Origin of the sequence: Nitrospira sp. SG-bin1, assembly GCA_002083365.1 — a bacterium.
Taxonomy (GTDB): domain Bacteria; phylum Nitrospirota; class Nitrospiria; order Nitrospirales; family Nitrospiraceae; genus Nitrospira_D.
This window is the reverse complement of record LVWS01000019.1, coordinates 57,883-82,246: the sequence shown is the minus strand read 5'-3', so window position 1 is coordinate 82,246 and position 24,364 is coordinate 57,883. Positions and strand designations below refer to the sequence as shown.

Here is a 24,364-nt window from a genome sequence, read left to right as displayed (position 1 = left end):
CTGTCCCTGATCATCATAATTCTACTGCCGCTCCACACCGCAGAAACAGACAGTGCAACCGCGGCTCAGTCCCCAGGGTCTGTTTGACAGCGGCTTTATAGACCTCACTTTGCGGACGATATTGTTGGGCCCGAGCCGTTGCCTGCTCGGCCGATATCGCGTCAGTCTTATAGTCGGCTATCCAGATCTCTCCATTCAGCCGGTAGAGGATGTCGATGACGCCTTCCATGACTTGCCGATCGCCCCACGGCATGACGAATGGGACCTCTCGGCCGAGGATGTGGGATGAACGGAGGCGCGCGTAGGCTTCCGATCGACTGAACATGGCAAGTAGATCGTTCACGGACTCGGCAACCGCACCAGCCAGAGACTGATCAGCCGTCCCGAGCAGCGCCTGAATGGTCGAGGCAACGTGAACAAATAATCCAGAGGAGTCCTGCGAAAAGTCCCACCGTTCGAGGACTCGGTGAGCCACCACGCCGGTCAACCGTGCCGTCTCCACGTCCGGCCGGACCGGCGTGGTCTTTTGTATAACCCACCGCTCTCGTTTCCCCAACGTCGTCGGTGTCAGGTGATGTGGGGTCTCGCGCACCTCGTTCCATCGGGTGGTCCTTTTCTCCCACCGTTCGACAATCTCTTGCAGATCAATCAAGGCCGCATCGGCCACTCTGTCCAAACGCCGCCGCGGCCATTTTCGCTCCGGCGCTCTGATGACTCGATGGGGAACCACGCTGTCGCCTACCTTCAAGGCCTCCGTCGAGGACGCCCCGATCTCTCCCGTTCCGATGTTCCGGAGCAGGTCGAACACCGTTTCGCCGACCGAACGGGTGGTGATCCCACCGGACAGCAGCAACAACTCTTTGGCCCTGGTCATTCCCACATAGAGGACACGGCGGCGTTCCGCCTCTTCACGCACCCGCAGCTTGTGCTGAACCAACAACGAGCCGAGGGACCGATGTCGGTCCAAGGAAAGCCCATACGTTCCGCTCGACCAGTCATAAGCGACCTGCTGCGTACCCCGCTCTCGTCCGGCCCCTTGATGGAGGCCCGGCAGCACGACGATGGGAAATTCCAACCCTTTGGCCTTATGAATCGTCAAGACATGCACGGCTTCGAGCGACTCCTCGGCGAGAGGACTCTCCGATTCATCCGGTTGTTCTTCGATCCGGGCGATCATGATTTCTACAAATCCGCTCATCGTCATGTGAGGCCGGTCCGCCAATGACGCAGCCGTCTGTTTGACTTTGATAAGATTCGCCACGGCTTGCTCGCCATGGAGCGACGCCGCAGCCAGGTCGAGAACCGGCAATCGGTCAAATATCAGTTCGATGGTCTCCGCCAATGGAAGAACCGCGATAGCACGATGAAGCCAAGCCAGATGTTCGTATAGTTGCCGAACAGGCGTGGCGCGAGAATGGGGCCATCCCTCGAGACGTGCCGCGCGGAGATAATTGAAATGCCCCGCCTGCTTGAGCTCATAGAGATCCCGATCCGACAGCCCTCCCAGGGGTGAACGAAGAATGCCGGCCAGGGCGATCTCGTCATGCGGATGATCCAAAACCCGCAACAGGTTCACGAGATCGATCACCTCTTGGCGACGATAGAAGTGTTTTTCCCCTTCAATGGTGTAGGCGATGCCGTGCCGGCGCAAGGCATCGAGATACGCATCGGCTTGCGTGAGTTTTCTGAACAACAACGCCACGTGGCCCGGCTTCACTGACGGCTGGTTCAGGACCTCATCGGTCAACCAGCGAGCCAGCACTTCGCTCTCGGCTCTTGTCGCCCCGGCGGCATCGAATGTCTCATCTTCGCCGCCCGGGGCGGTCACGCTGAGACGGACTCCCGGCTCGATCGAGGCCGGGCGTCTCCGTGGCCGCACTTCCAGACGAACATTCGCCGGCTGAACCAACGGCTTCCGTTCGAACAGTCGATCGAAGACGTCATTCACCGGTTCCAAAACCGCCGCATCGCTTCGAAAGTTCGTCGTCAACGTGTGGGCCACTCCTCCTTCAGTCACGACCTTTTCTACGACTCGGTCGAAGGCTTCGATGTCGGCACGCCGAAAGGCATAGATCGACTGTTTGGGATCTCCGACAATAAAGAGTTTCCCCGGTTCGAGACCCATCTCGAACCAGTCGATCGCGTGGCTGCCTTGCCGCTCGGAAACCGCGAGGATGATTTCGTACTGCACGGGATCCGTGTCTTGGAATTCATCGACCAACACGGCTCGATACTCCCGCTTGATCCGTTCACGGACGGACGGATGTTCGAAGAGAAGGGTCCGTGCCCGTGCCAGCAGCCCGTCAAACGACAGTCGGCCCTGCCGCGAAAAAGTTTCACGAATGTTCCGCACCACCGGAATGAGCAGAGTCAGAAGATCGTTCCAGAATGCATGGTCGACCAACAGAAGCTGTTGCGCGCTCTGGATGAGCCAAGCGGCCTCTTTAAAATCGCCCTTCTCCCATCCAGCCACCGTGTTTCCAAGATCCTTGTCGAGCCATTCCCGTTCTTCGGCCGTCACATTTCGCCGACCAGCTAATCCGCTGTCGGACACAAGTCGCATCACCGCCGCCGCCGCCGCCAACATGTGCTCCGCCTTGCGGCGCTTCGGCCGGTCATACGTTTTCAAGAGCTGCTCCGCTCGGTCACCCATGTTCCGAATCCAGTTCGAGAGGGCCGGAGTCATCGCTGTCGAAGCGAGTTGCCGCTGTACAGCGTCGAGATCGACCAATTCGCCGCACAACGACCGCGCCAACGTTCTGAGCGACTCGAGAGTAGTCGCCGACAAGATCGCTCGCCAGAGAAGATGGTGCTGTCCGGCCCGGCTCAATTCATGATCGAGCCAGCACTCCCAAGCGGCGGCGAATTGTTCTTCAAATCGTGAGCCGTCGTCTTCCTTGAAATCGGGATCGACCCCGGCTTCCAGCGGATGAAGGCGCAGCAGGTGCGCGGCAAAACTATGGAGAGTGCCGATCTGGGCTTTTTCAATGTCGTTGAGGCCTGCCTGAGCGCGTGTAACGATCTCGTCGATGCTCAATCCATAGCGTAACTGGAGATCGCGGCACGAGACGGCTCCTCCGTCGCTCGGCGGCACCGCATCGGTTGCCGGCCGGGCAAGCACCGCCAGTCGTTCGCGCAGTCGCACCTTCATTTCAGTCGCCGCCTTGTTGGTGAAGGTCAGAGCGACGACCTGTGTGATACGGATCGGAGCGGGTTCTTTCATCAACAGATGCACGAGACGATTCACGAGCAAGGTGGTCTTGCCGGTTCCGGCTCCCGCCACGACCACGACGTTGCGATCGAAGATCGTCTCGGCCGACTCTCGAGCCGCGCGATCCGATATGTGACAATCCTCAGTCATCGGCAATCGTTTGCGTGCGAAGCATCTTGAGTGCTTTTGGCTCGGCCGCCCGATACGCTCTCCACCACGTCGGCGCATGTTCCCGGCGACAGACCACACGAAAGTCACAGCCGTCGCAATAGCCGTCAGGAAAAATGAAGAACCGGCCGGCGCGTATGCCGTCGACCAACGTTCTGATCGTGTGCCAGATCATGGTGTCGGCATCGGACGACTTGGACGCCGCCTCAAACGTCGAACGACTGATGGCCGTCGGCCACTGGGGAGCGAGAAACAGGAACTGCACCTGGCTCGGTGTCGGCAGACCCGGAACAGTGAGACGACTGTAAAGCGGCGGTTGGAGCCGATACCCACGGATCGCCGATTGAACCAGATTCCGATCCTCCGGTTTCATTGCCGAGCCGACTTTGAATTTGTAGTCGAGCACACGCAGTGCTCCGGAAGTGCGGTGTCGGTCCAGCCGGTCGATGCGGCCGCGAACCTTCAGCAACCCTTCGTCGAGAATGCCGGGAACCGCTCCTTCTCCATTCACTTCAAAGGCGACAGGCAGGTACGCATGCTCATGCTGTTCCGCTTCATCCGCTTCCACCGCCGCCTTCACCAATGTCGCGATCAGTTCTTTCGCCAACTCCCATAGCAGATAGTGGCCCGTCCGATGCTGTGACTCTAAGTCCGCCGCCGCCTGCTCCACCGATCCGCGGATCGTCTGCTCTACCGTCTGACCGGCCACCGGTTCGACCGGCCACCCCTCCTTCACAAGCTGTTCATAGATGCGCCGCAATGACGCGTGACAGAGTGTGCCGACCAATGCCGCATCCGGCTCCTGCGACACCACAACGCGGCTCGGTTCGAGTCGCAGCACATCCGTGGTGAAATATTGAAACGGACAGCGCGCATACCGTTCGAGCGGCGTCGGGGCCAGACCCCGTTCGATGATCCGCGCCCAATGAGGCTCAACCATTCCCGTGATCCCGTCGAAGAGGTTCAGTACGGTACCGTCCTCCTCGATACGTTCCAGGGCCGACACCGCATGGCGGAGTGTTTCCGCATCACGTCCGAGCGCTTGTACCAGATCGGTCGGATCTTGCCCGTTGATGGCCAACCACTGAGTCAATTCTTCCGGTGGGAGGAACAGTTTGATCGTCGGCCGCTGCAACACGCGATCGGTCAGGCGTCGAGGGACGAGGTCTATCGGCCGCTCATCTTGGCTGAATCGACGACGGGCTTGCCCGAGATAGGGAGAGGCAGCCAGCATGCGTCCCGATTCATCGGCCCGTTGATAAGACAGGTACAGCCGGTGAGAAGCAGCCTGACAACACAGGTGAAAGAGCAACGTCTCTTCTCCGTAAGCGGCCAGCTTCTCATCGATCTTAAACCCAAGCGTGGCATCGAGGACACGCCGGTGGCCATCCCGTAAGAACGCGTCCTCTCGGATAGCGCGGGGAAAGACTTTTTCGTTCAGGCCTAGGACGAACAAGGCTTTGAACGGCACCCCTCGAGCCGCCATGACGTCGCACACCGTCACCCCTTGTGAGGAGCCATGGTGTAACGGCTTCGCCGTCCGCTCGAAGGTATGCGTCAGCAATTCGACGAATTCGGCCCATGTCATGTCCTCGTTGAGCGGCTCCAATTCCATGAGGGTCATCCACATGTGATCGAGCGCATCCCATGTCATGGCTTGGCGCGCAAGCTGAACACCCTCCTCGGCGGTCGATGCCGCCGTCTCAAGGCGACGCAGATGCCGTTCAACGAGACCTCGACAAGCCGTGACCAGCTGCCCAATCGCCCCTCTCAACGGCAAGCCCGAACAGTCTTGGATGAGCTGTGAAACCACCTGCCAGAGCAAACCGGTCACTTCCGGTGCAATGGTCGGAGCCTCGACCGGACTTTCCTCGCCATCGAGGATGATCGATGCTTGACTTGCCCGCTCCAACCGTTTCCACTCCTCGACTCCGTGAGTGATATGGAGGGTTTGAACGAGCAGCTTCCACTGTTCGGGCCGGTATGACTCACACCACTCCTCATACAAATCGGTGGCATGGAGGGGAGATGTCACAACATCGAGCACTGATGTGCGATACCAATCGTTCAACGGGAGGGAGGCCAGCTGCAAGACGAGTTTGCAGATCGGTTCCTGTATCAACGGCCGCGAGGCGGTCGTACGAAACGGGATTCGATGACGATCGAAGATCGACTGGAGGTACGGGCTATAGGCATCGAGCGTACGAGCGGTGACGCCGATCTCGTCAAATCGATACCCGTTCGTTTCGACCAGATCGAGGATGGCGCGGCAGGTGGTCGCCAGTTCTTCCTCTGCCCCAATCGTACTCCGTACAGTGAGGTGGACAGAAGGCGAGGCCACGGTGGAGAGTCGGTGTTTCAATCGGATCGTGGTTTCCTCCGACACCACCAGCGGTTGGATGTAGCGGTCGAAAAATCGCCGGGCGAACCCATAGGCAGAGTCATCCTCCAAAGGGAAAAATAACGTGGTGCTTTTCGCTCGGCTGACCGCTTCAAAGAACGACAGCTGCACCTGCGTCAGGTCATAGAACCCGTAATAGAAGACCTCCTTCAACGACTGAAGGAATGAGGATGTCAGGACAAAGGGAATAAGCGCTTCGGCCAGATCGTCTTGTGTTCCGACCCCGAGTGCCTTGCCTGCCTCCTTTACCCCCGCGTACAGGGAAATGAGGGCGCCAAGCCACTCCCGGTCCTCTTCTTCAAAATAACCATCACGGAGACCTTGCAGAGCCTGTTCTGGATCGACATCGGCATCCTTCAGGTCGCGAATCGTCGCCCAGAGCGCGCCCCATGTCCCGGAAGATTGTCCGATTCGTTGTAACGGAGCCTGGCTGGAGAGCTGGCTGCGGACAATGTGGCGGACCAATTGCTCGAAAAACAGCTCATCTACAATTCGTGGTAAGGGGTGATCGACTCGCACCTCTTCCGCCAGCCGCAAAGCGACCTGATGAAAAGTCATGATGTGGATGTTCAGAAGCGACAATCGCCGTCCGACCGCAAACAAGGTGCGAAGGCGAGCGGCGAGGGGCTTTGAAGGGACGAAGATCGCAAGGGGCGCTAGGGGATCCGTTGCCGTGAGACCCGTAAGGCGATCGACGAGAGCCGATTCAAGATCCGGATGAAACTGACCGGTGACGACCCGCAACATAGCGGGTCATTGTACGCTACCCGGTCTCTGGTCCCAAGAGCTCGCCGTTGCAATCGACACAGGCCCAATCGCCGTCGATGAAGGACATGGGATCGCCGCAGATCGGACAATCCGGGGGAGGCCCCTTATCGATTCTAGGAAGGACCGGCAGTTCAATATCATCTTCATCCATGGCGTCCCTACCCTTCCCGTTGTTTGATCTTCAATTGAATGGCCTTTTCCGCGCTTTCTCGGCTCGGCACCCCGACAAAGGTCAACCGTCCGTCGATGATCGTTGCCGGGACGGCTCTGACAGAATGGCGGTCAGCCAGTTCCTGTCCATCCTTTGTGGTGATATCTACTTCGCGATAAGAGAAGCTGTACTTCACACGCAACTGCTTCCAGAGGCTCTTCGCGGAAGGACAGGCTCCACAACTCGGCGACACGAGCAACGTGATATTCGGCATAGCACTCCACGAGGCGAGTGAAGACTGAGCCAGATCTTAGCATCGGCTGAAAAGTCGGTGCAAGGAGCACGCACGGAGATTTTGCAAGCAGAAGGTTACCGCCCTGCCGGCCATCCGGCAGACTGATTCTCCGTGCCGTTAATGATGGGAGGCGATCCGGCAGGATTCCCTGCCGGATTTCCTGGCGGGGCCACGATGTTACCGGCAGTATTGGGAGAATGATGGTAGGGAGGCTCCGTTCTCACGATGGTGCTCCCCGCTTGTCCCGTATGTTGAGCCAGAGAGTTTTGAGTCTCCTTCGGTATGCAACCGAGGCAGGTCACGAGGCCTATCCCGACGATGAGGACGAACGATCTTCTGCCCATCGAATCCATGGTTCCCTCGCGCATCAGATTTTCCCGACTAGATCGAGGTCTGGTTTCAAGGTCTTTTCACCCGGCTTCCATCCTGCCGGGCATACTTCGACACCACCGTTGTCGCGAACGAAGATAGCGGCCTGCAGTTTGCGAAGCAGCTCTTCCATGTTACGCCCGATGGAATTATTATGCACCTCATAGACGCACAGCTTCCCGTCCGGATCAAAGAGAAAGCTGCCCCGCAGTGCCACTCCGTCCTGCGGGAGATAGACGCCAAGCCGCTGGGCCAAGCGTCCTCCAGGATCGGCGACCAACGGAAAAGGCAAATCTTTGACCGCGGGAGACGTGTCGCGCCAGGCTTTATGCACGTACACGGAATCCGAACTGATGCCCAGCACCTCCGCATTCAGCTTCTGAAACTCCGGGTACAACATGCCCAGGTCCTCGAGCTCGGTCGGACAGATGAACGTAAAGTCACCGGGATAGAACACCAACCCCAGCCAACGCCCTTGGTAACTCCGCAACGCTATCGGTTGGATTTCGTTTCGATGATAAGCCTGATAGGTCCCTTCCGGGATCAGTTGTCCGATCATCGGCATTGAGTTCCTCTCCCGTATCAGCTCCAGTTATTCACTCGACTGGTGTTCCGATCGACATTGTTTCCCAACAAATCGGCCACTCGTCTCAGCGCTTCTTCTTCCACCTCGTCACGCGTGCCATATGAGCCGGTCCGAAACGATCGTTCGGCGGCATTCTCGTCTAACCCGCAACGCACGGTTCCTTGCCCGCTCCATTTGTCGGACTCCTGTCGCTGAAAGACCAACTGTACACGACATCCGGCCACCACCATGTCCTTCATGTCTTGTTGAGCATCAGGACTGATGGACATAGTCTCTATCGTGCCTCCTGTCTCGGCGGCGAAGCTTGCCGAGGAGGGAGCATGGGATGTCGCTCCTCTTCGGTCCTCGCTTCAGGATCGACGGCCATCTTGGGGTCGATCACTGGCGGAGTGGCGACAGAATCCGGATGAGGAACCGTCTCAGGCTGTTTCACCATCCCTGGGTCACTCATACTCGGGGGACCATCCGGCTGTGACTTCTCCGTTGAAGTGTCGGGAGAGGTTATTGATGGAGGCGATTGGGACGGAGGCGTGACATCCGCCGCCGACGCGGATAAGACATATCCAAATGACAAGAGTATAATCATCCACCATCGCATGCTCTGACGATATCGTATAACGGCATCGTTGCCTACTCGGGGATTCCCCGGCCGTCTATGAGTCGATGGATGTCTACAACCAGCTCACCGGTTCCGACCTATAGCCGCTCTGCCTCTCCTACGACACGATGGATCCTCCTGCCGTTGTGGGTCGTCTTTGTTCTGCTGACGGCTCTGATTCATGAACCGGCGGCAGTCCAAGCTCAAAGCCAGCCTGGCCCGTTGCGTGTGCTGACCTACAACTTGCTGCACGATGGGCCATGGTCAGGGTTCTTCGAGAGCGGCACCCATCTCGCCGAACGACTCGACCTGACCATCCAGGAACTGCGCCGGTTGCAACCGGACGTGATCGCGCTGCAAGAAGCATCGGACAGCCGAAAGCATGGCAACGTGCCGCAACGAATCGCTGATGCGCTTGGGTACCAGATGGTCTTTGCTCCCGCAACGGAACATATCTTCGGCATCAGTCCCTTGGATCGGCTGATCACCGCCGCCATCGGTTTCAAAGAGGGACCGGCTATTTTGAGTCGCTATCCCATCGTCGCCTCGGAGGTCTACGACTTGCCTCGGTGCCATCGTCGCATGGATCCCCGCATCCTGCTGCGGGCTGAAATCAAGGCGCCGGATGGGCCGATCCATGTTTTTTCCGCCCATACGTCGAAAGGAGATGAATGCCAGCTCCAGCGCGTCGGAGAACTGTTCCGTCAACACCGAGGGACCGGACGCGCGATCTTAATGGGCGACTTGAATACCGGAGAGCAATCTGCGGTCCTCACCGGATGGCAAAAAGAGCCGGGATTCATCGATGTCTTCCGAGCCGCGAATCCCGGAGTATCGGGTGGGACCGTTTGGCAAAACATCTACGTCGAATGGCCCACCGCCGATCGCCGCGTCGATTTTATTTTCTTGTTCGACGGAAACAGCGATAAGAGTCCGGTCGTGCATTCAAGCCGTCTGGCATTCGACCAACCCGGTCGCCTGCCGAACGGCGACGCCCTCTGGCCATCCGATCATCGCGGCGTGGTGGCAGATATCGAGTTTGTCTCTCTCGACCGGCCACGAATCAGCCGGCTGCCGGATACGAACGCTCATTAAAGGAGGGTGTACCAGAGTGCACCCGATCCCATACGGGATAATGATCTACCCCAAAATAACCGTGGATCAGACGGTCGCGCATTTGTGCAATCGATCGCCACTCATCGGCATTCGCCTGGCGGTAAAGTTTTCCCCTGCCAACATTTTTCATCTTTCGGTCTGAGCGGCCATGGAAGATGTCTCGTATTGATCCAGTTGACCACACCGCTGCGTCGCCCTGTCGGGCGACGCAATGCGATTCAATACGCGACCTGCCCGAAACGGCCTCGGTTAAAGTCGTCGATGGCTTGACGGATCTCCGCCTCGCTATTCATAACGAAAGGACCGTGGCCGACAACCGGCTCTTTAATCGGTTCACCCGTTAGCACCAGTACTATGCTGTCGCCATCGGCATGAATAGTGACCTTCGAGCCATCTCGCTCGAAGCGGATGACCTCCGCCTCCCCTGCCTGTTCGCTGCCATTGATCGTCACATGGCCGGATAGCGTCGCGATCATCGCTGTATGGCCTTCAGGCACGTCAAGGACGAGATCAGCGTTTCGGTTAAGCCGGACATCCCAGACATTCACCGGGCTGAATGTACGCGCTGGGCCTCGTGTGCTTGCGAAGTTGCCTGCGATGACGCGCACCCGGCCGACGCCCTGATCGAGATCGACGGCCGGAATGTCGGCATTGGTAATCGACTGGTAACCGGCGGGCGCCATTTTATCCTTTGCCGGCAAGTTCACCCACAACTGGACCATCCGGAATGGGCCACCGGTCTTGGTGAAGGCCTCGGAATGAAACTCCTCGTGAATAATGCCGCCTGCGGCAGTCATCCACTGCACGTCGCCAGGGCCGATCGTGCCGCCTGCCCCCGTCGAGTCCCGATGCGAAACCTCGCCGTCGTATACGATGGTGACGGTCTCAAAGCCGCGATGGGGGTGCTGCCCGACACCGCGGGGGCTGTTTGCCGGCTCAAAGACGTGGGGCCCGGCATAGTCAAAGAGTAGGAATGGGCTGATAGCCTGCGCATCGCCGCCGTAGAAGAAGAGCGAGCGGACGGGGAAGCCGTCGCCGACCCAGTGGCGGCCATTGGCACGCATAACCTGTGCGATCTTCTTCATGTTCATGCCTCCGGTTTACACTCTAAATGAAGACGCGCGCCGCGAGAGAATTCTCCGACGCGCCTATGTAAGATACTAAGCACGGTCCACAGGCTTCTCAAGTACGGTCTCCGAGGATACCGTTATGACCAAACAAGTCGGTTGCCCGACTGAAATCACGCTCGACGTGATCTCGGGCCGTTGGAAGGTGATGGTGATTTTTTGGCTGCTCCAAGGTGACCGACGGTTTAATCAGCTCCAACGGGACCTGTCCGGCATCACGCATCGGACGCTGGCCAAACAACTCAAGGAGATGGAGGCGGACGGCTTGGTGGAGCGAGAAGACTTCGGCGAGATTCCTCCGCGCGTCGAATATAGACTGACGCCGCTCGGGCGGTCGCTTGAACCGGTGCTGGCGGCTATGCACGAATGGGCGCTACAGCACGGGGCGGAAGTCCATCGTCCGACGAACGAGAGCGGAAGCGTCAACGGATGAGAGGGGCAGGGACCATGGTGGTCAAGAGATGAACGTCTCCTCTATCGGGAAAGATAGCCTCTATGCCTTGGCTCCAAGGACCTGTCAAACCACCGGGCATCCAACCGGATTGACACTTGTTCAAAAGTTCCCGACAATGCCCGCCGGTTCGGAGCCGTACCAGGCCTGTCCAGGCGATATCATGAAGGAATTATGGCGTAGAGGAGTCAGATCCGACGATTCAGGATGACCGGCTTGGCTGAAGGGAGTTCATTTCTACTGTTGCTGTTTATCGCGATGCTGATGAAGTATTTAAGTATTTAATGGGGGATGCCGAGGGTCGTGACTGTCGTAGGGGCTATTCACGGAATTTTATTTCTGCTCTACCTCCGCCAGTTGGCCAAGCTCCGGGCCACACATCAATGGGATAACAGGTTTTCGTTCTCTGCGTTTCTGGCCTCTCTTCTCTCGTTTGGACCTTTGATATTCGACAAACACCTACGCGACAAAGAAGTAGTCACGAACTGATCAGCCAACACGGAACTCCCTCACCGTTTCCCATCATATCCCCGCTCTTTCCACCGCTCCAGGAGTTGAATCCGCTTCCGAAGCTGCTCAGTCGTCGCCTGATCGACGCGGCTTCCCGTGCGGGCGATCAATTCCGCGTTGAGCCGGCGATGATCGATTCCGCTGGTTCTGGAAACGGCACTGACGAGCATTCGATGAAGATCTCGCAGATCTTCCTTCTGCTGATGGAGCGACACAGTTCGTTCAGTAACAGCACCCGCGTCGCCCTCCCCTCGTGCCTCCTCTTCGCCGATCAAACTATCCATCCTGGCGACAGCCATCAGCGGCATGTACTCATTAGTCGAGACCGTGACGCGACCGAAGAGGTCTCGTTGCCCTGCCGGCATGATGTCTTCCAACACGTGATCGCGCTCTGCTTTGATCTGCTTGGCATAGTGCACGAGGATCGGATCTTTCGGCAGATAGAGCCAGGCCCGTTGCGGTTTGGGCAACCCGTCCTGCATCCGAACGAACCGGCCGACTACTTGTCGGAAATACATTTCCGTGATCACGTTCGTTCCATAGACACCGACGCGAAGCCGCGGGATATCCACGCCTTCGCTCACCATGTTCACCGCCACGAGCCACTGCTGCTTCTTGTGACCGGCGAATTCCTCGATCGTGCGCGACGCGGCGGGATCGTCCGAGACGGCCACTTCGGCCTTCGTACTGGTCACGCGAGCGACCAAATCGGCCACCCATCGTGCATGGTCCTGATCCATGCAGACGATGAGCCCGCCGGCATCCGGTTGCTCCTGCTTGCGAAGCCTTGTCAGCTGCGCATGGGCATCGGTGATCACCGGCCCAAGCCAGGTATCTTGAAGGAGTGCCGTCTTTAACCGCTCCCGCTGCCGGTTGAACGTCAACCCGTCCTCAAAGGTCGCCTGATGTTCGCGGCCATCAGACAACCAACTCAGCTCGCCTTCGTAGCTCGGAAAGACGATCGGGCGGCAGACGTTGTCCCGAATCGCGTCGGTGTACCCATAGGCGAAATCGGCCCGACTTTCTCCATGTTCATAGCGAATGAAGGGAATCGCATTGTTGTCCGACCGAAACGGAGTTCCGGAGAGGATCAGCCGGAACACCGCCGGCTCGAACGCCGACCGCAGTGCTTTCCCCCAATTCTTCCCATCGCCGGCGTGATGCAACTCGTCGAAGATGAGCAAGGTCCTCTTGCTCTTGCACACCCGCTGGAAACTCGCCGGCGCGAGACAGACTTGCTGATAAGTGACCACCGCGCCATGGTAGTCCGGCGCTTCGGCGGCCTGTTCGTTGGTCAGGGTCGGATCAAGCTGCAACCCGATCTTCCCCGCGGCATCCGACCATTGTGTGCGCAGGTGATTCGTCGGACAGACGACCAACACTCTGACGGCTGCCCGCTTTGCCACGAACTCGTGCGCGACGCGGAGCGCAAAACGTGTTTTCCCCGCCGCAGGCGTCGCCATCGCCAAAAAGTCTTTGGTCTGATGGGAACAGACCGCCGACAACGCACGATGCTGCCACTCGCGAAGAGGCAAGGTCCAGGCCGGCAGGGTCCTCATGGGTGCTGCACCGAGCTCGTTCGAGGAATCGGAATCAGTCGAGCCAATCCCGTTCCTGAAGTTTCTTGGGCAGATATTTTTTGGTGAGATACTGGAAGTCTTTATTGGCCAATGCGTCGAGTTCGTACTTCAACCCGCTGGTCAGCATGCGCTTGATCTCGGCCTGCCAGGCCGGCTTCTGGAACCACTGATAGTTCATCAACTCTTTCGCGCGCGCAATGTCTTTCTCGTTGAGCTTGATGCCGACGTTGCGCGGCAGCTCATAGTGCTCCGGATCGGCACTTGAAAGACCCATGAACTTCGCCTTGGGGATCGCCATCCGTTGGCTCTCAAATGCCAGATTGATCGAGCCCTGTTTGACGACGGAATAGATGTAATATCCCCACGGATCGTTATCGACCAATACGTAGACCGGCAGCCGATGTTCCTCATGGAGCCGTCTGGCCAAGCGCCTCACTCCACGCGGTGGCTGACCATTGCCGGTCAGAAGAATGCAGTTGTAGCGCCGCCAAAACTTATCCTCCGACAGTCGGTTCCACTGCGTGCCCTTTTCCACGAGCAACACGAAATCGGCGGTACAGCGCCGGATTTCTAAATACTCCGGTTCCACGATCGACGGGACTGAGTATCCGCCTTTGCCCAATTTGGAGCAGTCGACGCGATCGCCGTCATCGCCGAAGACCACCGGCCCGACGATACTGCCGCTGTTCTCCGCTCGAACATGCAGTTCCTCTCGGAGGGCGGCCAGGGACACTTCCAGATCTTCAATGACCGGATCGGATTCATCCTGCGTATCGAACGTATTTTCGTGTGAATCTTGGATCGTATGTTTCGTGCGGTAGTAAATTTCACGAAGCGACGTCGTGAGATCGGCCCGCTGCAATTCGGAGAGGGCGTCGGCAACCAGCACCGTTTGCATGAATTTCTTCGCCATGCCGACGTTGAAAAACGACCGTTCCTGTTTCTTCCCCCCCATCTCGATCAAGCCCTTCCGTTCATTGAAGGACACATTCGAGAGGGCACGGATCGGGATTTGAAACGTCGGATCCTTCGATCGCTCGGCCGCCTGGATGACGATATCCGCCAGACCGATCAGCTTTTTCTCGACCACTGTGGTTTTCTTTGTCTTGGTCGCCATGATGTCCTATTTGTGTTTGCGTGTGGACGCGGTCTTGCTCGGCTTGGAAGGCGTTCTTCCGGATTTCTTCTTCGCACCTGGGTTTCCGGCGAAAAGCGCAATCTGCTCTGATTTCGCAGACGGTTTCTTCGACGACGTCTTCGTCCGACTCTTTTCGGCGACCTTGTCCTTCAAAGCCGGCTCAGCTGACGGCGGGGCGCCAAGCAGATCCGGTGTAGCTGCCGCCGGCTCCATTCCAGCTCGATCAGCCTCCACCTGCGTCGCCAAGGCCGTTTCTCCCTCGATTCCTTCCGCTGTGACGATGATGGAATGCGGGAGCCCCTCCGGTCCTGCGCCGGTCTTGCCCAACGCTTCGTCGGTTTTCTGGCCGCCGGTCCGGGCGGAGGCGATTTTCTGAAGCTGCTCTTTCAGCTTTTCTTTCGGCAGCTTGCCTCCCTTGAGCCGGTTGCAGGCATCCACCACTTCTTCGATATACAGTTCGAAGATATTCCGCCGCCGAAATTCGCTCGCGGCCCGTTCGCGCCGACGAACAAAGAGACCTAATCGCCGGCCGCATTCGCGAAGCGCCAGGGTGATTTCTTTTTGAATCTCATCGTAATCCGCGATCGCTTCCTTCGATTCACTCGTAAACGGCACCCAGACGGACGCCATATGGACGAAGATCACCATCGGTCCGCCGGGCAACGCTCCTCGCGATTGGGTCAAACCATAATTCTTCCAGGTCGTGCTCAAGACCGCCTTGAACGTCGCACAGGCCGATTGCTGGTACAGCAGCGGCACCCGATTCGCGTAACGGATCACGCGGGCGAGCTCCGAATCTTCTTCCTCGTGCTCGCCTTCGGCTTTCGGCATGGCCGGCTGCTGCGGCTTATTCTGATCCTGCGGTCTATTGCCGTAGGCCAACCCGGCTTCGATGATGAACGGATTGCCGCGATAGACCGCCGGTGGCCGGCTGACCGCCGTGTAGAATTCACCTTTGATCTGCTTATAGAGCCCCGAGAGGATCGCCTTCTCGCCGATCGGTGAAATGCAATTGGTCGGCGGCGCCATGATCTTCGTTTCTTGTAATGTCTTATAGAGCGTCTCCGCCGCCGTCCCTTTCAGCTCGCGTGGTTTTGCGTCTGGCGAAACCTTCGCCGCCTTGCAGATGTCATCGGCCATCTGCGGGGACACCCGGCAAAAATCGCCCGCGAGAAAACCGGAGACCGTGTGGCTCTTGGTGTCCTGCAACATCTTGAGCAGCATGCCGAACTCGATGCCATAGGGATGCGGCTTGATCTCGCGCGGTTGCGGCGGCAGCTCATGATATGTGCGTGGATACTCCTTCGTCTCGCCTTCCGGGGTGTGGTAGATCAGTTTGACATGGGGATTGGCGATCGAGGTCTGTTCCAGCCATTCATCGACCGACGCCCGACCCTTCTGATATTTGCCTTCGACTTCCAGGGTGACTTGCGTCCCCCGTGGCTGCGCCCACTCAATCTGCTTGTTCTCGTGGACCAGCGGCTCGTTTTTCTTCGTGTCGATCTGGACCTCGAAGAAATGCGCGGCGGCTTTGGGACCGATGCGCGAAATGATTTTAACCGGTTTCCCGGTGGTCAGCTGCCCGTACATGCCGGCCGCCGAGATGCCGATGCCCTGTTGTCCACGGCTCATCCGCAGCCGATGAAACTTGGACCCGTAGAGCAGCTTCGCGAAGATTCTGGGAATCTGCTGACGGATGATGCCGGGCCCGTTGTCGGTCACGGTGACACGGAAACGATTGGCCTGGCTGGGCGCAACCGGCTCGCCGTTCGATACGACCTCCAACTTGACCGTCACGTCAGGAAGGATCCCGGCCTCTTCACAGGCATCGAGTGCGTTGTCGACCGCTTCTTTCACGCAGGTCAGCAACGCCTTGCGTGGATTGTCGAAGCCGAGCAAGTGCCGGTTTTTCGTGAAAAACTCCGAGACGGAGATTTCCTGCTGACGCGCCCCCATCTCAACCGCAGTCACCCGCTCCGCCGACTTAGCGGCGGCTTTTTGAGGAGCGGCTGGTTCGGGGTTGGCTCGGGAAGCGGAAGATTTCGATTCAGGATCTGGTGTGGATTCTTTCTTTTTTGCCATTCACCCTCTCATAAGAGACACGTTGATTGTTTGGTACCACAAAACTTTCGCGGATACAATGGACCAGATGGCTCCGCCAGGTAAGGCCATCTTTGGGATGTACAGCTTCGTTGGCCTTATGGAAGTCTTCGAGGAGCGCTCATAATTGAAACCCATAGGACAAGTGTATAACTGCGTGAGAGAGACGCTACTCATACTCTGCGTTCTTTTTTTCGTGAACTGCGCATACGATGCGAAAAGCAGGATCTGGATTAACAGAGTGGATTCCTCTATGGGAAAGCATCGAAGTCAGCTCATCAATGAATTGGGGTCTCCCAGATCTGAAACTCCCCTGAGTGATGGTGGGAGCCGGCTTCTCTATTTTGACGTTACAACGTTTAGCTCAAATGGAAAATACCGTCGCACAGTGAATGAGGTATGTCGGATCGTTTTTGATGCGGATCAAGAAGGCATTATTCAATCAGCGACTTTTTACGGATGCAGCAAAGATTACCGGTGATAAAGTTATCAACAGTCCGCTATCGAATGACGGAAGGATCGCGCAGATAGTGCGCCGGTTCCATGGTTTCAGCCGACCAGACCAGGATTTTCCGGTCGAGCGTAGTGACGACTACATGTTTGCCGTCGCTCGTCCAATGGAGATGATACGGAGTCTTGACATGGAAGGTCTTTCGTTTGGCCTGTGCCGACAGGTCCCAGATGGAAATATGTTCTCCGACGCGAGTGGCGGCCCATCGATGGGAAGGATCCATCGCCATCGAAGTTCCCAATGATACAGGGGGCCCATGATCGATCTCTGTATCCTGCTTGGTAAAGGTATCCAAGGTTGCTGAAACACCGCTGCGCTTGGTATCCCAAACGGTAAGCGTGAAGGCTTTCGAATCACGGGAACGACTGTTCGTCCACACAAAGGGATGTTTCCATCCAAGCCCGGACCAGACTGCCGGCATCCCGGCCGGTTTCTCGACTTCGCGCCAGGTTGCGATGTCCCACAAGACAGAGCCGGATGGCGAGGTCGTCAAGAGATACGAACTTCCATCCAGGAAACTCAACCTGTCGACGACTTCCCCCTGTCCGGCGCGCTTCGTTGCACATCGTTTCTCCCCGCAGGCGGGAGAGCGGCTTGGAAGCACCAGCTCTTTCGCAACCGTCCGAGTGACAAGGTCCACGACCTGAACATTCGGTCGCTCCCCCGCCACAACGATAAACCGGTTCCCTGGAAGGAATTGCAACGCGTTGATCCGACCTTGCTTGCTTGAATGGGGTGCAAATTCATGCCAGGTCTGGGTCTCCCACAAGCGTATGTCTCCTTGTCCGGTGCCCACGGCCAGGATTGCGCCGTCGGCGCTGAACGCCAGCGCATTGGCCGGAGTAGACAGCGCCAGTTGACGCAGCAACAGGCCTTGGCCAGGGTCCCATATCTTCAACAGTCCTTCGTCGCCGCTCGTAACGAGCAGATTCGCACTGGGAGACGTCGCTACTGCCACTAAGGCTCGCGCATGGACGAACGCCGGCACGGCAGGTGTCGTCGTAATAAACGTCGGTGGAGTCGATCGTTTCGCCAATACCCTGGCCTGCGGCTGACCGGGGTCCAGCACCAATTCCGGGGAGCGTGAGTTCACATCCCAAACCGATATCTTCCCGTCCACATCCGAGTTGAGACCTCCCCGCATCCCAACCACGATCTTCAAGTCAGTGGGAGACCATTTGAGCAACGACACGCCGGGGCCCATGCCGCGGCAATCCTCTCCGCACAGGTCCGGTAACATCGCACCGGTGTGGAGGTCCCAGATCTGTAACGTGTGGAGATGCTCCGATTGTCCCACCAAATACTCTGCGTCGGCAGCAATGTCGACGGCACGAAGCTGTGTCGGTGAGCGCATTCCGCGCCCTTGAGCCGCATAGGTGAACTCGGTCGAAGTCACCAAGTCGCCCGTATCAGTATTGAACAGCGCATAGCTCCAGCCCCCGTTGGCTGCCACCAGACGATGACCGTCCCGTGAGAAGGCCTCGGGCGTAAGGGGGCCCTGTGCCCCGTCAGCGTTCGTCACCGTGGCACGCGTGACTATGGAGGCCTCCATGGGATCGATAAGAAGAATCGTCTTGCCCACACTCGCCGCCAAACGAGAACTGTCGGGGGCAAAGAGCAAATCCCGTGGCTTTGCCCCCTCAATGACGAGGTCGCGGATGCTTATGCGGGTGAGGTCGTGCAGATGAATGGTGTGGCCTTGGGCTATCGCCAACACTTTCGTATCGGGCGAGGCGGCCACCGAAGAAACGTCTTTCGTCTGATCCAAGGCGATGTGTTTGAGTGGGACCAACTTCTTCCCTACCTGCCAGACCGACACGGCTTCGCTCCCGTGACGGAGAATCATCCGATCGGTCTCACTCGAGTAGGCAAGCAACCGGTAGGACTCGCGCGATTCCGAAGGAATGGTGGCCACTGTTGCTCGGTTCTTCCAATCGTAAATGGTGACGCTGCTTTCCACGCACAGCAGCCACCCCTCCTGCTTCAGCAACGCGAGCTGCCGACAGTGAAGGCCCGGAATCTTCGCCACAAGCGTCTTCGTCTCGAGATCCCAGACAACCAGCTCTTCCGTCTGGACCAATAGGAGCCGTCCATCCTCGGAGAACGTTGTAGGAGTGCCGGAGAAATAGCCGGCCGCATTCTGAATCGATGAGACGGCAAGGAAAGGAACGACCACAAGGACGGCGCTCACAATCCTCTGATATCGTTTCCATGCATTCATATTCTTCGTTTCATTCAGTTGGCGAATGGCGTGAACGAGATACACCGGTCACCCGCTCGTTAGCCCTGCGCTGAGAGGCCGAGACAGAAACATTTTCCGACTGTGGCGTTGCTTCCGGACGACCCGGAGCCACTGGCAAGACATCGGCGAAGTGATCAAGACCCTGTTCATCTTGCCATCGCCGAACGGCAGCTTTAGTGTTCAACTGAATGCGTTCGAAGACTTGCCACGAACTCGTCTGCGTGGCCTGGCTCGGACTCAAACCTTCGACTGCTTGTTGACGAGAACGTTCCTCGCCTGCAAGCGAGGGAATTGCCGGATCAGGTATCGGGTGAACTTCCGCCCGGGATTGACCCGGCAAAATCGGCCTGATTCTGGTCTTCTTTGGCGATGCGGATCGAGGAGCCGGTATCGCGGTGGTCGCGTGCTTCTTTTGGACCATGGGAGGCGGTGTGTCGGTGATATGAAAATTCCCCTGGTCATCGGTCCACTTATAGAGTTCCGTGAACCCGTCCACGGGCCAGAACAGAAGACCGCTGAGGAGACCCAGCATGAAGCCTTTCATATGCCTTCTGCATCCGGATGATGCCGCTATGGCCCAAAGTATAGCAGGTGTTCCTATCTGTGCCTGGAAAACCGGGCGAAGCGGGTTCAGCGCGTGAATCGAAGAAGTGAATGGAGGGGAGTGGGAGTGGCCGACCGTTAGGGTGGGAGGAGCACGCACCTAACCGAGGACGATTAGGTACGGCGGAGATCTTGGGAGAACTTTAGGCTTCCCAGTACGAGCTGGGCATGCACACCATCCTCACGCTTGATCCCCTTTTGAACCATATTCCCTCGGGGCGTTAACTCCTCCCACCTCTGTACGATAGGCTTCGATCATGAATCAGTCAAGAAAACTAATGTGTCGCTCCTCATCGCGGCGGAGGAAGTCCGAGGAGACATCCCTCTTGACGTTTCACATCGTAACGGGCAGGGTACCTTCCTGCGATTTGGATGGGGAATACCATGGCTCAAGCCCTGACAAGTCAGGACGTACAACAGGCATGGTCGGCATTGGTGCAGGACGTCCGCACCGCCGTGCTGCTCACGATGCGAAACGGACGTCCGTTTGGATCACACGTGCCCTATGTGTTCGGATCCGACTGGACCAAGGCGTATCTTCACGTCAGTCGATTGGCGCTTCATACGCAGCATCTGCTGGCTGATCCTCATGTGTCCCTGTTCATCGCGGAGCCGGATGCGCCCGAGAAAAATCCGCTGGCCCTGCGGCGCTTGAATCTTCAGGGTGAAGCTGTCTTACTACCATCTGACACACCGTCGTATGGCGAACTAAAGAACCGATACGTGTCGCGTTTTCCCCAAGCCGAGATGATGTTTGGCTTCGGTGATTTTAGTCTGTGTGAATTACGGCTTGAGGACGCTCACTTTGTGCTCGGCTTCGGCCAAGCTTTTATCTCCAGCGCCGCCACGCCCACCAGATGGGTGCATCAAAAAGTGGAGCGATCCTCTGCACGGAAAGACTGATCGTCGGAAGCGCAACGCCCGGTCACTCCACCGGGTCACGCTCAAAGGCAATCAGCTGTGTGCATCGTATTACCTTGTCCCCTGAAAGAGGGATATCTGAATGCGCGCGGGATCCATTACATGTATTCGCCTAATCAGACAGGTCCTGGGTTATCGACGGCGTTTAGGACTGAGAACGCGATGACGTGCTTACGCGCTCTATCTCTTCGTATGACGCGCCTTGTGACAAACATGATGTGCATGTCCGCCGTTTGGTTCTCCATGTCCTGCGACGCAACGCACCGAAATGGGGCAGGACCACACGTTTCAGCACAAGCCTCGGAATCTCCTGTGAAGCGGTTCGTTCCGCGTCAGGTGTTGGTCAAGTTCAAAAACGGGGTTTCCCAAGAGCGGATAGTGTCCATCCTGAAGAGTAATCGAACCGACTTGATCGCCGAGCTCCAACAGGGGCGTCTTTATCACGTCACGATCTTGAACGATCGATCGATTGAATCCGTGATCACCGAACTCACGTCACATCCGGAGGTCGAGTATGCAGAGCCCAATTATCGGTACGAAACGCAGAAGTAGCCTGATGAAAATTGCGCTCTGTTGGGTCGGGGCCTTCGCAGGCATTGCGACAGCCGCGGTCACATGGACGGGACTCATGTCCGGAGATCGATTGGTGTATGCGAAGCAGAAACAGGCAGCCGGTGGAATGACGGCGTTATCAGGAGACGTGCGTCGCCCTGCGCGCTATGTCCCAGGAGAGGTGCTCGTCAAGTTCCGGGATGAGGCGTCCACATCAAAAATCGCGTCGCTGAATGTCGATATGGGCGCCAAAGAACTTACTGCGCTATCAGCGAACGCCGGGGTGGTTCATCAGTATAAATTGGACGGTGCCTTGTCGGTGGAGGAAGCGGTCTTGAAGTACCGAAGCAATCCCGCCGTCGAGTATGCCGAACCCAACTACCTGTACTCGTTACAAGCCATTCCCAACGATACACAGTTCGACACATTATGGGGGCTCCATAACACGGGTCAAGCTGTCAACGGAACGGCAGGACGATCAGATGCCGACATTGACGCCCCTGAAGCCTGGGATATCAGCACGGGAAGTCCAAACGTCATTGTCGCAGTCATCGACTCGGGCATCGCCTACGATCATCCGGATCTCGCACCGAATATCTGGACAAATCGGGGAGAGATTGCCGGAAATGGCGTTGATGACGATGGGAATGGATTGGTCGACGATGTGCGGGGATGGGATTTTCACATGAACGACAGTGACCCAATGGATCCTGTCGATCTCAATCCTGGAGGGAACGAAGGGCACGGCACTCACGTCGCAGGCACCATCGCGGGTGCCGGAAATAACGGAACGGGAGTCACAGGCGTCATGTGGACCGCGAAGCTGATGGCGCTGAAAGCCGGAGGGGTGGACCGATCCTTATCCACCACCGCCATTATCAGCGCGATCGACTATGCCATTGCCAAAGGCGCACGCGTGATTAACGCGAGTTTTATCGGACCCGAGTGTAGCGTGGCCTTTTATGACGCGGTGAGTGCCGCAAATGCAGCGGGGGTGCTTTTTGTTGCGGCGGCAGGCAACGGTGGGAATGATCGAATCGGCGACGACAATGACAGCGTCCCGAACTTTCCTTCAAATTTCAGCGCGCCTTCCGTATGTGACGGGCAACAGAAAGCCGCGTTGGCCAACGTGATCGCAGTCGCCGCGACTGACCACAATGATCAATTGACGACCTTTTCAAATTTCGGGTCTACGACCGTCCAGGTAGCCGCACCGGGGATCGAAATCAACAGCACAAGACCCACATCAAACGTAACGAATGTCCTTTTCCATGCCTTCGATTCCAATCCGATCGGGCTCGGATATGTCTTCGAGGGAACCAAGAGCACCTGGGGATTCAGCAATTCCACGGCATTCAGCCAACCGAACAGCTTGACCGACAGTCCGACCGGGAGCTATCAGAACGACACCGATTCCTTGGCGATCGGACCGGTGTTCAGCACCACGGGACAGAGAGGGTGCCGGGTGGACAGCCGCGTTCGCTTGCAGACCGAGCTTGATACCGATGGAGTGCTTGTAGAAGTCTCGAGAAACGCCGGGACGAGTTGGCAGATCATGAACGGCGTTTCCGGGAGCAGCAATGCCCAATTCGTTCCCATCACCTGGGGTGACATCGCAGATGGCGTGGCCGACTCACGGTTTCGCTTTCGATTCATATCGAACGAAACCCAGGTCTTCGACGGCGTGTATTTGGACGATGTCCGCATTGTCTGCGTTTCAGGCTCGCCCTCGGGAACCACGGACTACCAGTTCTTTCAGGGCACTTCGATGGCCACCCCTCATGTGGCGGGACTCGCCGGCTTGTTGCTCTCAGTCAATCCCAACCTCACCGTGGCCCAACTCAGGAACGCAATCCTGAACACCGTGGACCGGAAGACTTCGTTGGCTGGAAAGGTCTCCTCGGGTGGGCGTATCAATGCCCGAGCCGCGTTGGCCAGCGTGGTGGCACATTTTACCGTCACGGTAACCAAGACAGGCGCAGGCACCGGCACGGTAGCGTCCAATTCCTCCGGAGTTAACTGTGGAGCGACCTGCCGGGGACAGTTTCTCCAAGGTCGCACTGTCACTCTCACCGCCGCACCCGATCCTGGATCTGCCTTCGCAGGATGGAGCGGAGACTGTACGGGAACCGGCCCCTGCTCGCTCACCCAGGATGCCACCGTCACTGCGACCTTCAACATTGCGCCGCCTCCACCGGCAGCGAGCGAGGGCGGAGGAGGCTGTACGATAGCCGCCGGTACGACCGGAGACATACTGCTGCCAACTCTGTTATTCATGTCCCTCGCAGCCTTGTTGTGGAGGGCAAGGCGCCGATGAGATTGAGTTTTGAAACGCGAGGAATGTCGTCACAGCGGAAGCTGGACTCCGACAGCAGGATGGAGGTGCGAGGCGTTCCCTCCGAGTACTCCCTCCATCAAGCAGCTTGGCGCATATGATGACATTACTGGCCCTTCACCACCCTCGTCCGTTTCATCGGGATCCCGTCTTCCTCGGGTTGTTCGCTCTTGGCCCGATGGCATGGCTCGCCATGATAGGTTTCTTGGCGTTTCAACCACTGCCATGGCATGCGATCTGGTCGCCCGCTTTTCTCTCTGTGATCCTTTGGCAGCCGCTGCTCGAGGAATTGCTGTTCCGTGGGATCGTCCAGGGATATTTGTCGCAATCCTGGGGGAAAGAGAAAACGTGGAGTGGGCTATCCCTTGCCAACCTTGTGACATCTCTTTTATTCACAGTGGCCCATCTGGCCAGCCATTCCGTCTCTTGGACGGTACTCGTGTTCGTTCCTTCCCTCTGTTTCGGCTTCCTGCGAGATCGATTCGAATCTGTATATCCCTCCATGATTCTGCACGCCTTCTATAACACCGGATACTTTCTTCTCATCGGTGGTGCCACCCTTCTAAATTCCACCAGATAACGTGACCCTCGCTCGGATTTTCGCGATGAGTCCGGCACTTGACGTACATCG

The 24,364-nt window shown here is 57.6% G+C and carries 19 protein-coding genes; 7 read left to right on the top strand and 12 right to left on the bottom strand.

All coding sequences use genetic code 11. The features are described from left to right. Window positions 1-13: 13 nt before the first annotated feature. From A4E19_16860 to A4E19_16835, 6 genes are all read right to left on the bottom strand, one after another. Window positions 14-3,361: a hypothetical protein gene (locus A4E19_16860; protein OQW35241.1), complete on the bottom strand. Its 3,348-nt coding sequence runs from the start codon at window positions 3,359-3,361 to the stop codon at window positions 14-16. Continuing rightward, entirely contained in the window at window positions 3,354-6,527 is a 3,174-nt protein-coding gene (locus tag A4E19_16855) for a hypothetical protein (protein ID OQW35240.1), read from the bottom strand. Before A4E19_16855 ends, A4E19_16860 begins: the two co-directional genes overlap by 8 nt. Before the next feature lie 179 nt (window positions 6,528-6,706). Then, window positions 6,707-6,973: a thioredoxin gene (locus A4E19_16850; GenBank protein OQW35239.1), complete on the bottom strand. Its 267-nt coding sequence runs from the start codon at window positions 6,971-6,973 to the stop codon at window positions 6,707-6,709. Between the two features lie 95 nt (window positions 6,974-7,068). After that, window positions 7,069-7,362: a hypothetical protein gene (locus A4E19_16845; GenBank protein OQW35238.1), complete on the bottom strand. Its 294-nt coding sequence runs from the start codon at window positions 7,360-7,362 to the stop codon at window positions 7,069-7,071. After that, window positions 7,362-7,928 carry a peroxiredoxin gene (locus tag A4E19_16840; protein OQW35237.1) on the bottom strand — a complete coding sequence of 189 codons (567 nt, stop codon included), beginning with the start codon at window positions 7,926-7,928 and terminating at the stop codon, window positions 7,362-7,364. The genes A4E19_16845 and A4E19_16840 overlap by 1 nt, the downstream gene beginning before the upstream one ends. 17 nt (window positions 7,929-7,945) lie before the next feature. Beyond that, window positions 7,946-8,218 carry a hypothetical protein gene (locus A4E19_16835; GenBank protein ID OQW35236.1) on the bottom strand — a complete coding sequence of 91 codons (273 nt, stop codon included), beginning with the start codon at window positions 8,216-8,218 and terminating at the stop codon, window positions 7,946-7,948. Window positions 8,219-8,616: 398 nt separating this feature from the next. Between A4E19_16835 and A4E19_16830 the strand changes: the two genes are divergently transcribed. Then, complete coding sequence (locus A4E19_16830; GenBank protein ID OQW35235.1) at window positions 8,617-9,642, top strand: hypothetical protein; 1,026 nt, start codon at window positions 8,617-8,619, stop codon at window positions 9,640-9,642. 239 nt (window positions 9,643-9,881) lie between these two features. Here the strand turns inward: A4E19_16830 and A4E19_16825 are convergent, their stop codons facing one another. Then, the gene (locus A4E19_16825; protein ID OQW35234.1) at window positions 9,882-10,748 is read right to left on the bottom strand and encodes a quercetin 2,3-dioxygenase; all 867 of its coding nucleotides are present in this window, start codon (window positions 10,746-10,748) and stop codon (window positions 9,882-9,884) included. 124 nt (window positions 10,749-10,872) lie between these two features. Between A4E19_16825 and A4E19_16820 the strand changes: the two genes are divergently transcribed. Continuing rightward, entirely contained in the window at window positions 10,873-11,223 is a 351-nt protein-coding gene (locus A4E19_16820) for a MarR family transcriptional regulator (protein ID OQW35233.1), read from the top strand. Window positions 11,224-11,532: 309 nt separating this feature from the next. Continuing rightward, window positions 11,533-11,730: a hypothetical protein gene (locus tag A4E19_16815; GenBank protein ID OQW35232.1), complete on the top strand. Its 198-nt coding sequence runs from the start codon at window positions 11,533-11,535 to the stop codon at window positions 11,728-11,730. 20 nt (window positions 11,731-11,750) lie between these two features. Here A4E19_16815 and A4E19_16810 read toward each other — a convergent pair whose 3' ends face one another. The 5 genes from A4E19_16810 to A4E19_16790 all read right to left on the bottom strand — a co-directional run bounded on the left by A4E19_16810 (window position 11,751) and on the right by A4E19_16790 (window position 19,866). Continuing rightward, window positions 11,751-13,310: a hypothetical protein gene (locus tag A4E19_16810; GenBank protein ID OQW35231.1), complete on the bottom strand. Its 1,560-nt coding sequence runs from the start codon at window positions 13,308-13,310 to the stop codon at window positions 11,751-11,753. Between the two features lie 34 nt (window positions 13,311-13,344). Further along, complete coding sequence (locus tag A4E19_16805) at window positions 13,345-14,448, bottom strand: DNA topoisomerase VI (GenBank protein ID OQW35230.1); 1,104 nt, start codon at window positions 14,446-14,448, stop codon at window positions 13,345-13,347. Between the two features lie 6 nt (window positions 14,449-14,454). Continuing rightward, complete coding sequence (locus A4E19_16800; protein ID OQW35259.1) at window positions 14,455-16,440, bottom strand: DNA topoisomerase; 1,986 nt, start codon at window positions 16,438-16,440, stop codon at window positions 14,455-14,457. A 629-nt stretch (window positions 16,441-17,069) separates the two neighbouring features. After that, a complete protein-coding gene (locus A4E19_16795) occupies window positions 17,070-19,346 on the bottom strand; it encodes a hypothetical protein (GenBank protein ID OQW35229.1) in 2,277 nt (758 codons plus the stop codon). Continuing rightward, on the bottom strand, window positions 19,312-19,866 hold the full coding sequence (locus A4E19_16790) for a hypothetical protein (GenBank protein ID OQW35228.1): 555 nt from the start codon (window positions 19,864-19,866) through the stop codon (window positions 19,312-19,314). Before A4E19_16790 ends, A4E19_16795 begins: the two co-directional genes overlap by 35 nt. Window positions 19,867-20,309: 443 nt before the next feature. Here A4E19_16790 and A4E19_16785 point away from each other — a divergent pair, with 443 nt between their 5' ends. The 4 genes from A4E19_16785 (at window position 20,310) to A4E19_16770 (ending at window position 24,313) form a co-directional block, all read left to right on the top strand. Further along, window positions 20,310-20,828 (top strand): hypothetical protein, encoded by a 519-nt coding sequence (locus A4E19_16785; protein OQW35227.1) that lies wholly within the window; start codon window positions 20,310-20,312, stop codon window positions 20,826-20,828. A 240-nt stretch (window positions 20,829-21,068) separates the two neighbouring features. Next, entirely contained in the window at window positions 21,069-21,398 is a 330-nt protein-coding gene (locus A4E19_16780; protein OQW35226.1) for a hypothetical protein, read from the top strand. A gap of 4 nt (window positions 21,399-21,402) precedes the next feature. Continuing rightward, on the top strand, window positions 21,403-23,715 hold the full coding sequence (locus A4E19_16775; protein OQW35225.1) for a hypothetical protein: 2,313 nt from the start codon (window positions 21,403-21,405) through the stop codon (window positions 23,713-23,715). A gap of 115 nt (window positions 23,716-23,830) precedes the next feature. After that, entirely contained in the window at window positions 23,831-24,313 is a 483-nt protein-coding gene (locus tag A4E19_16770) for a hypothetical protein (GenBank protein OQW35224.1), read from the top strand. The last annotated feature ends 51 nt before the right edge of the window (window positions 24,314-24,364 follow it).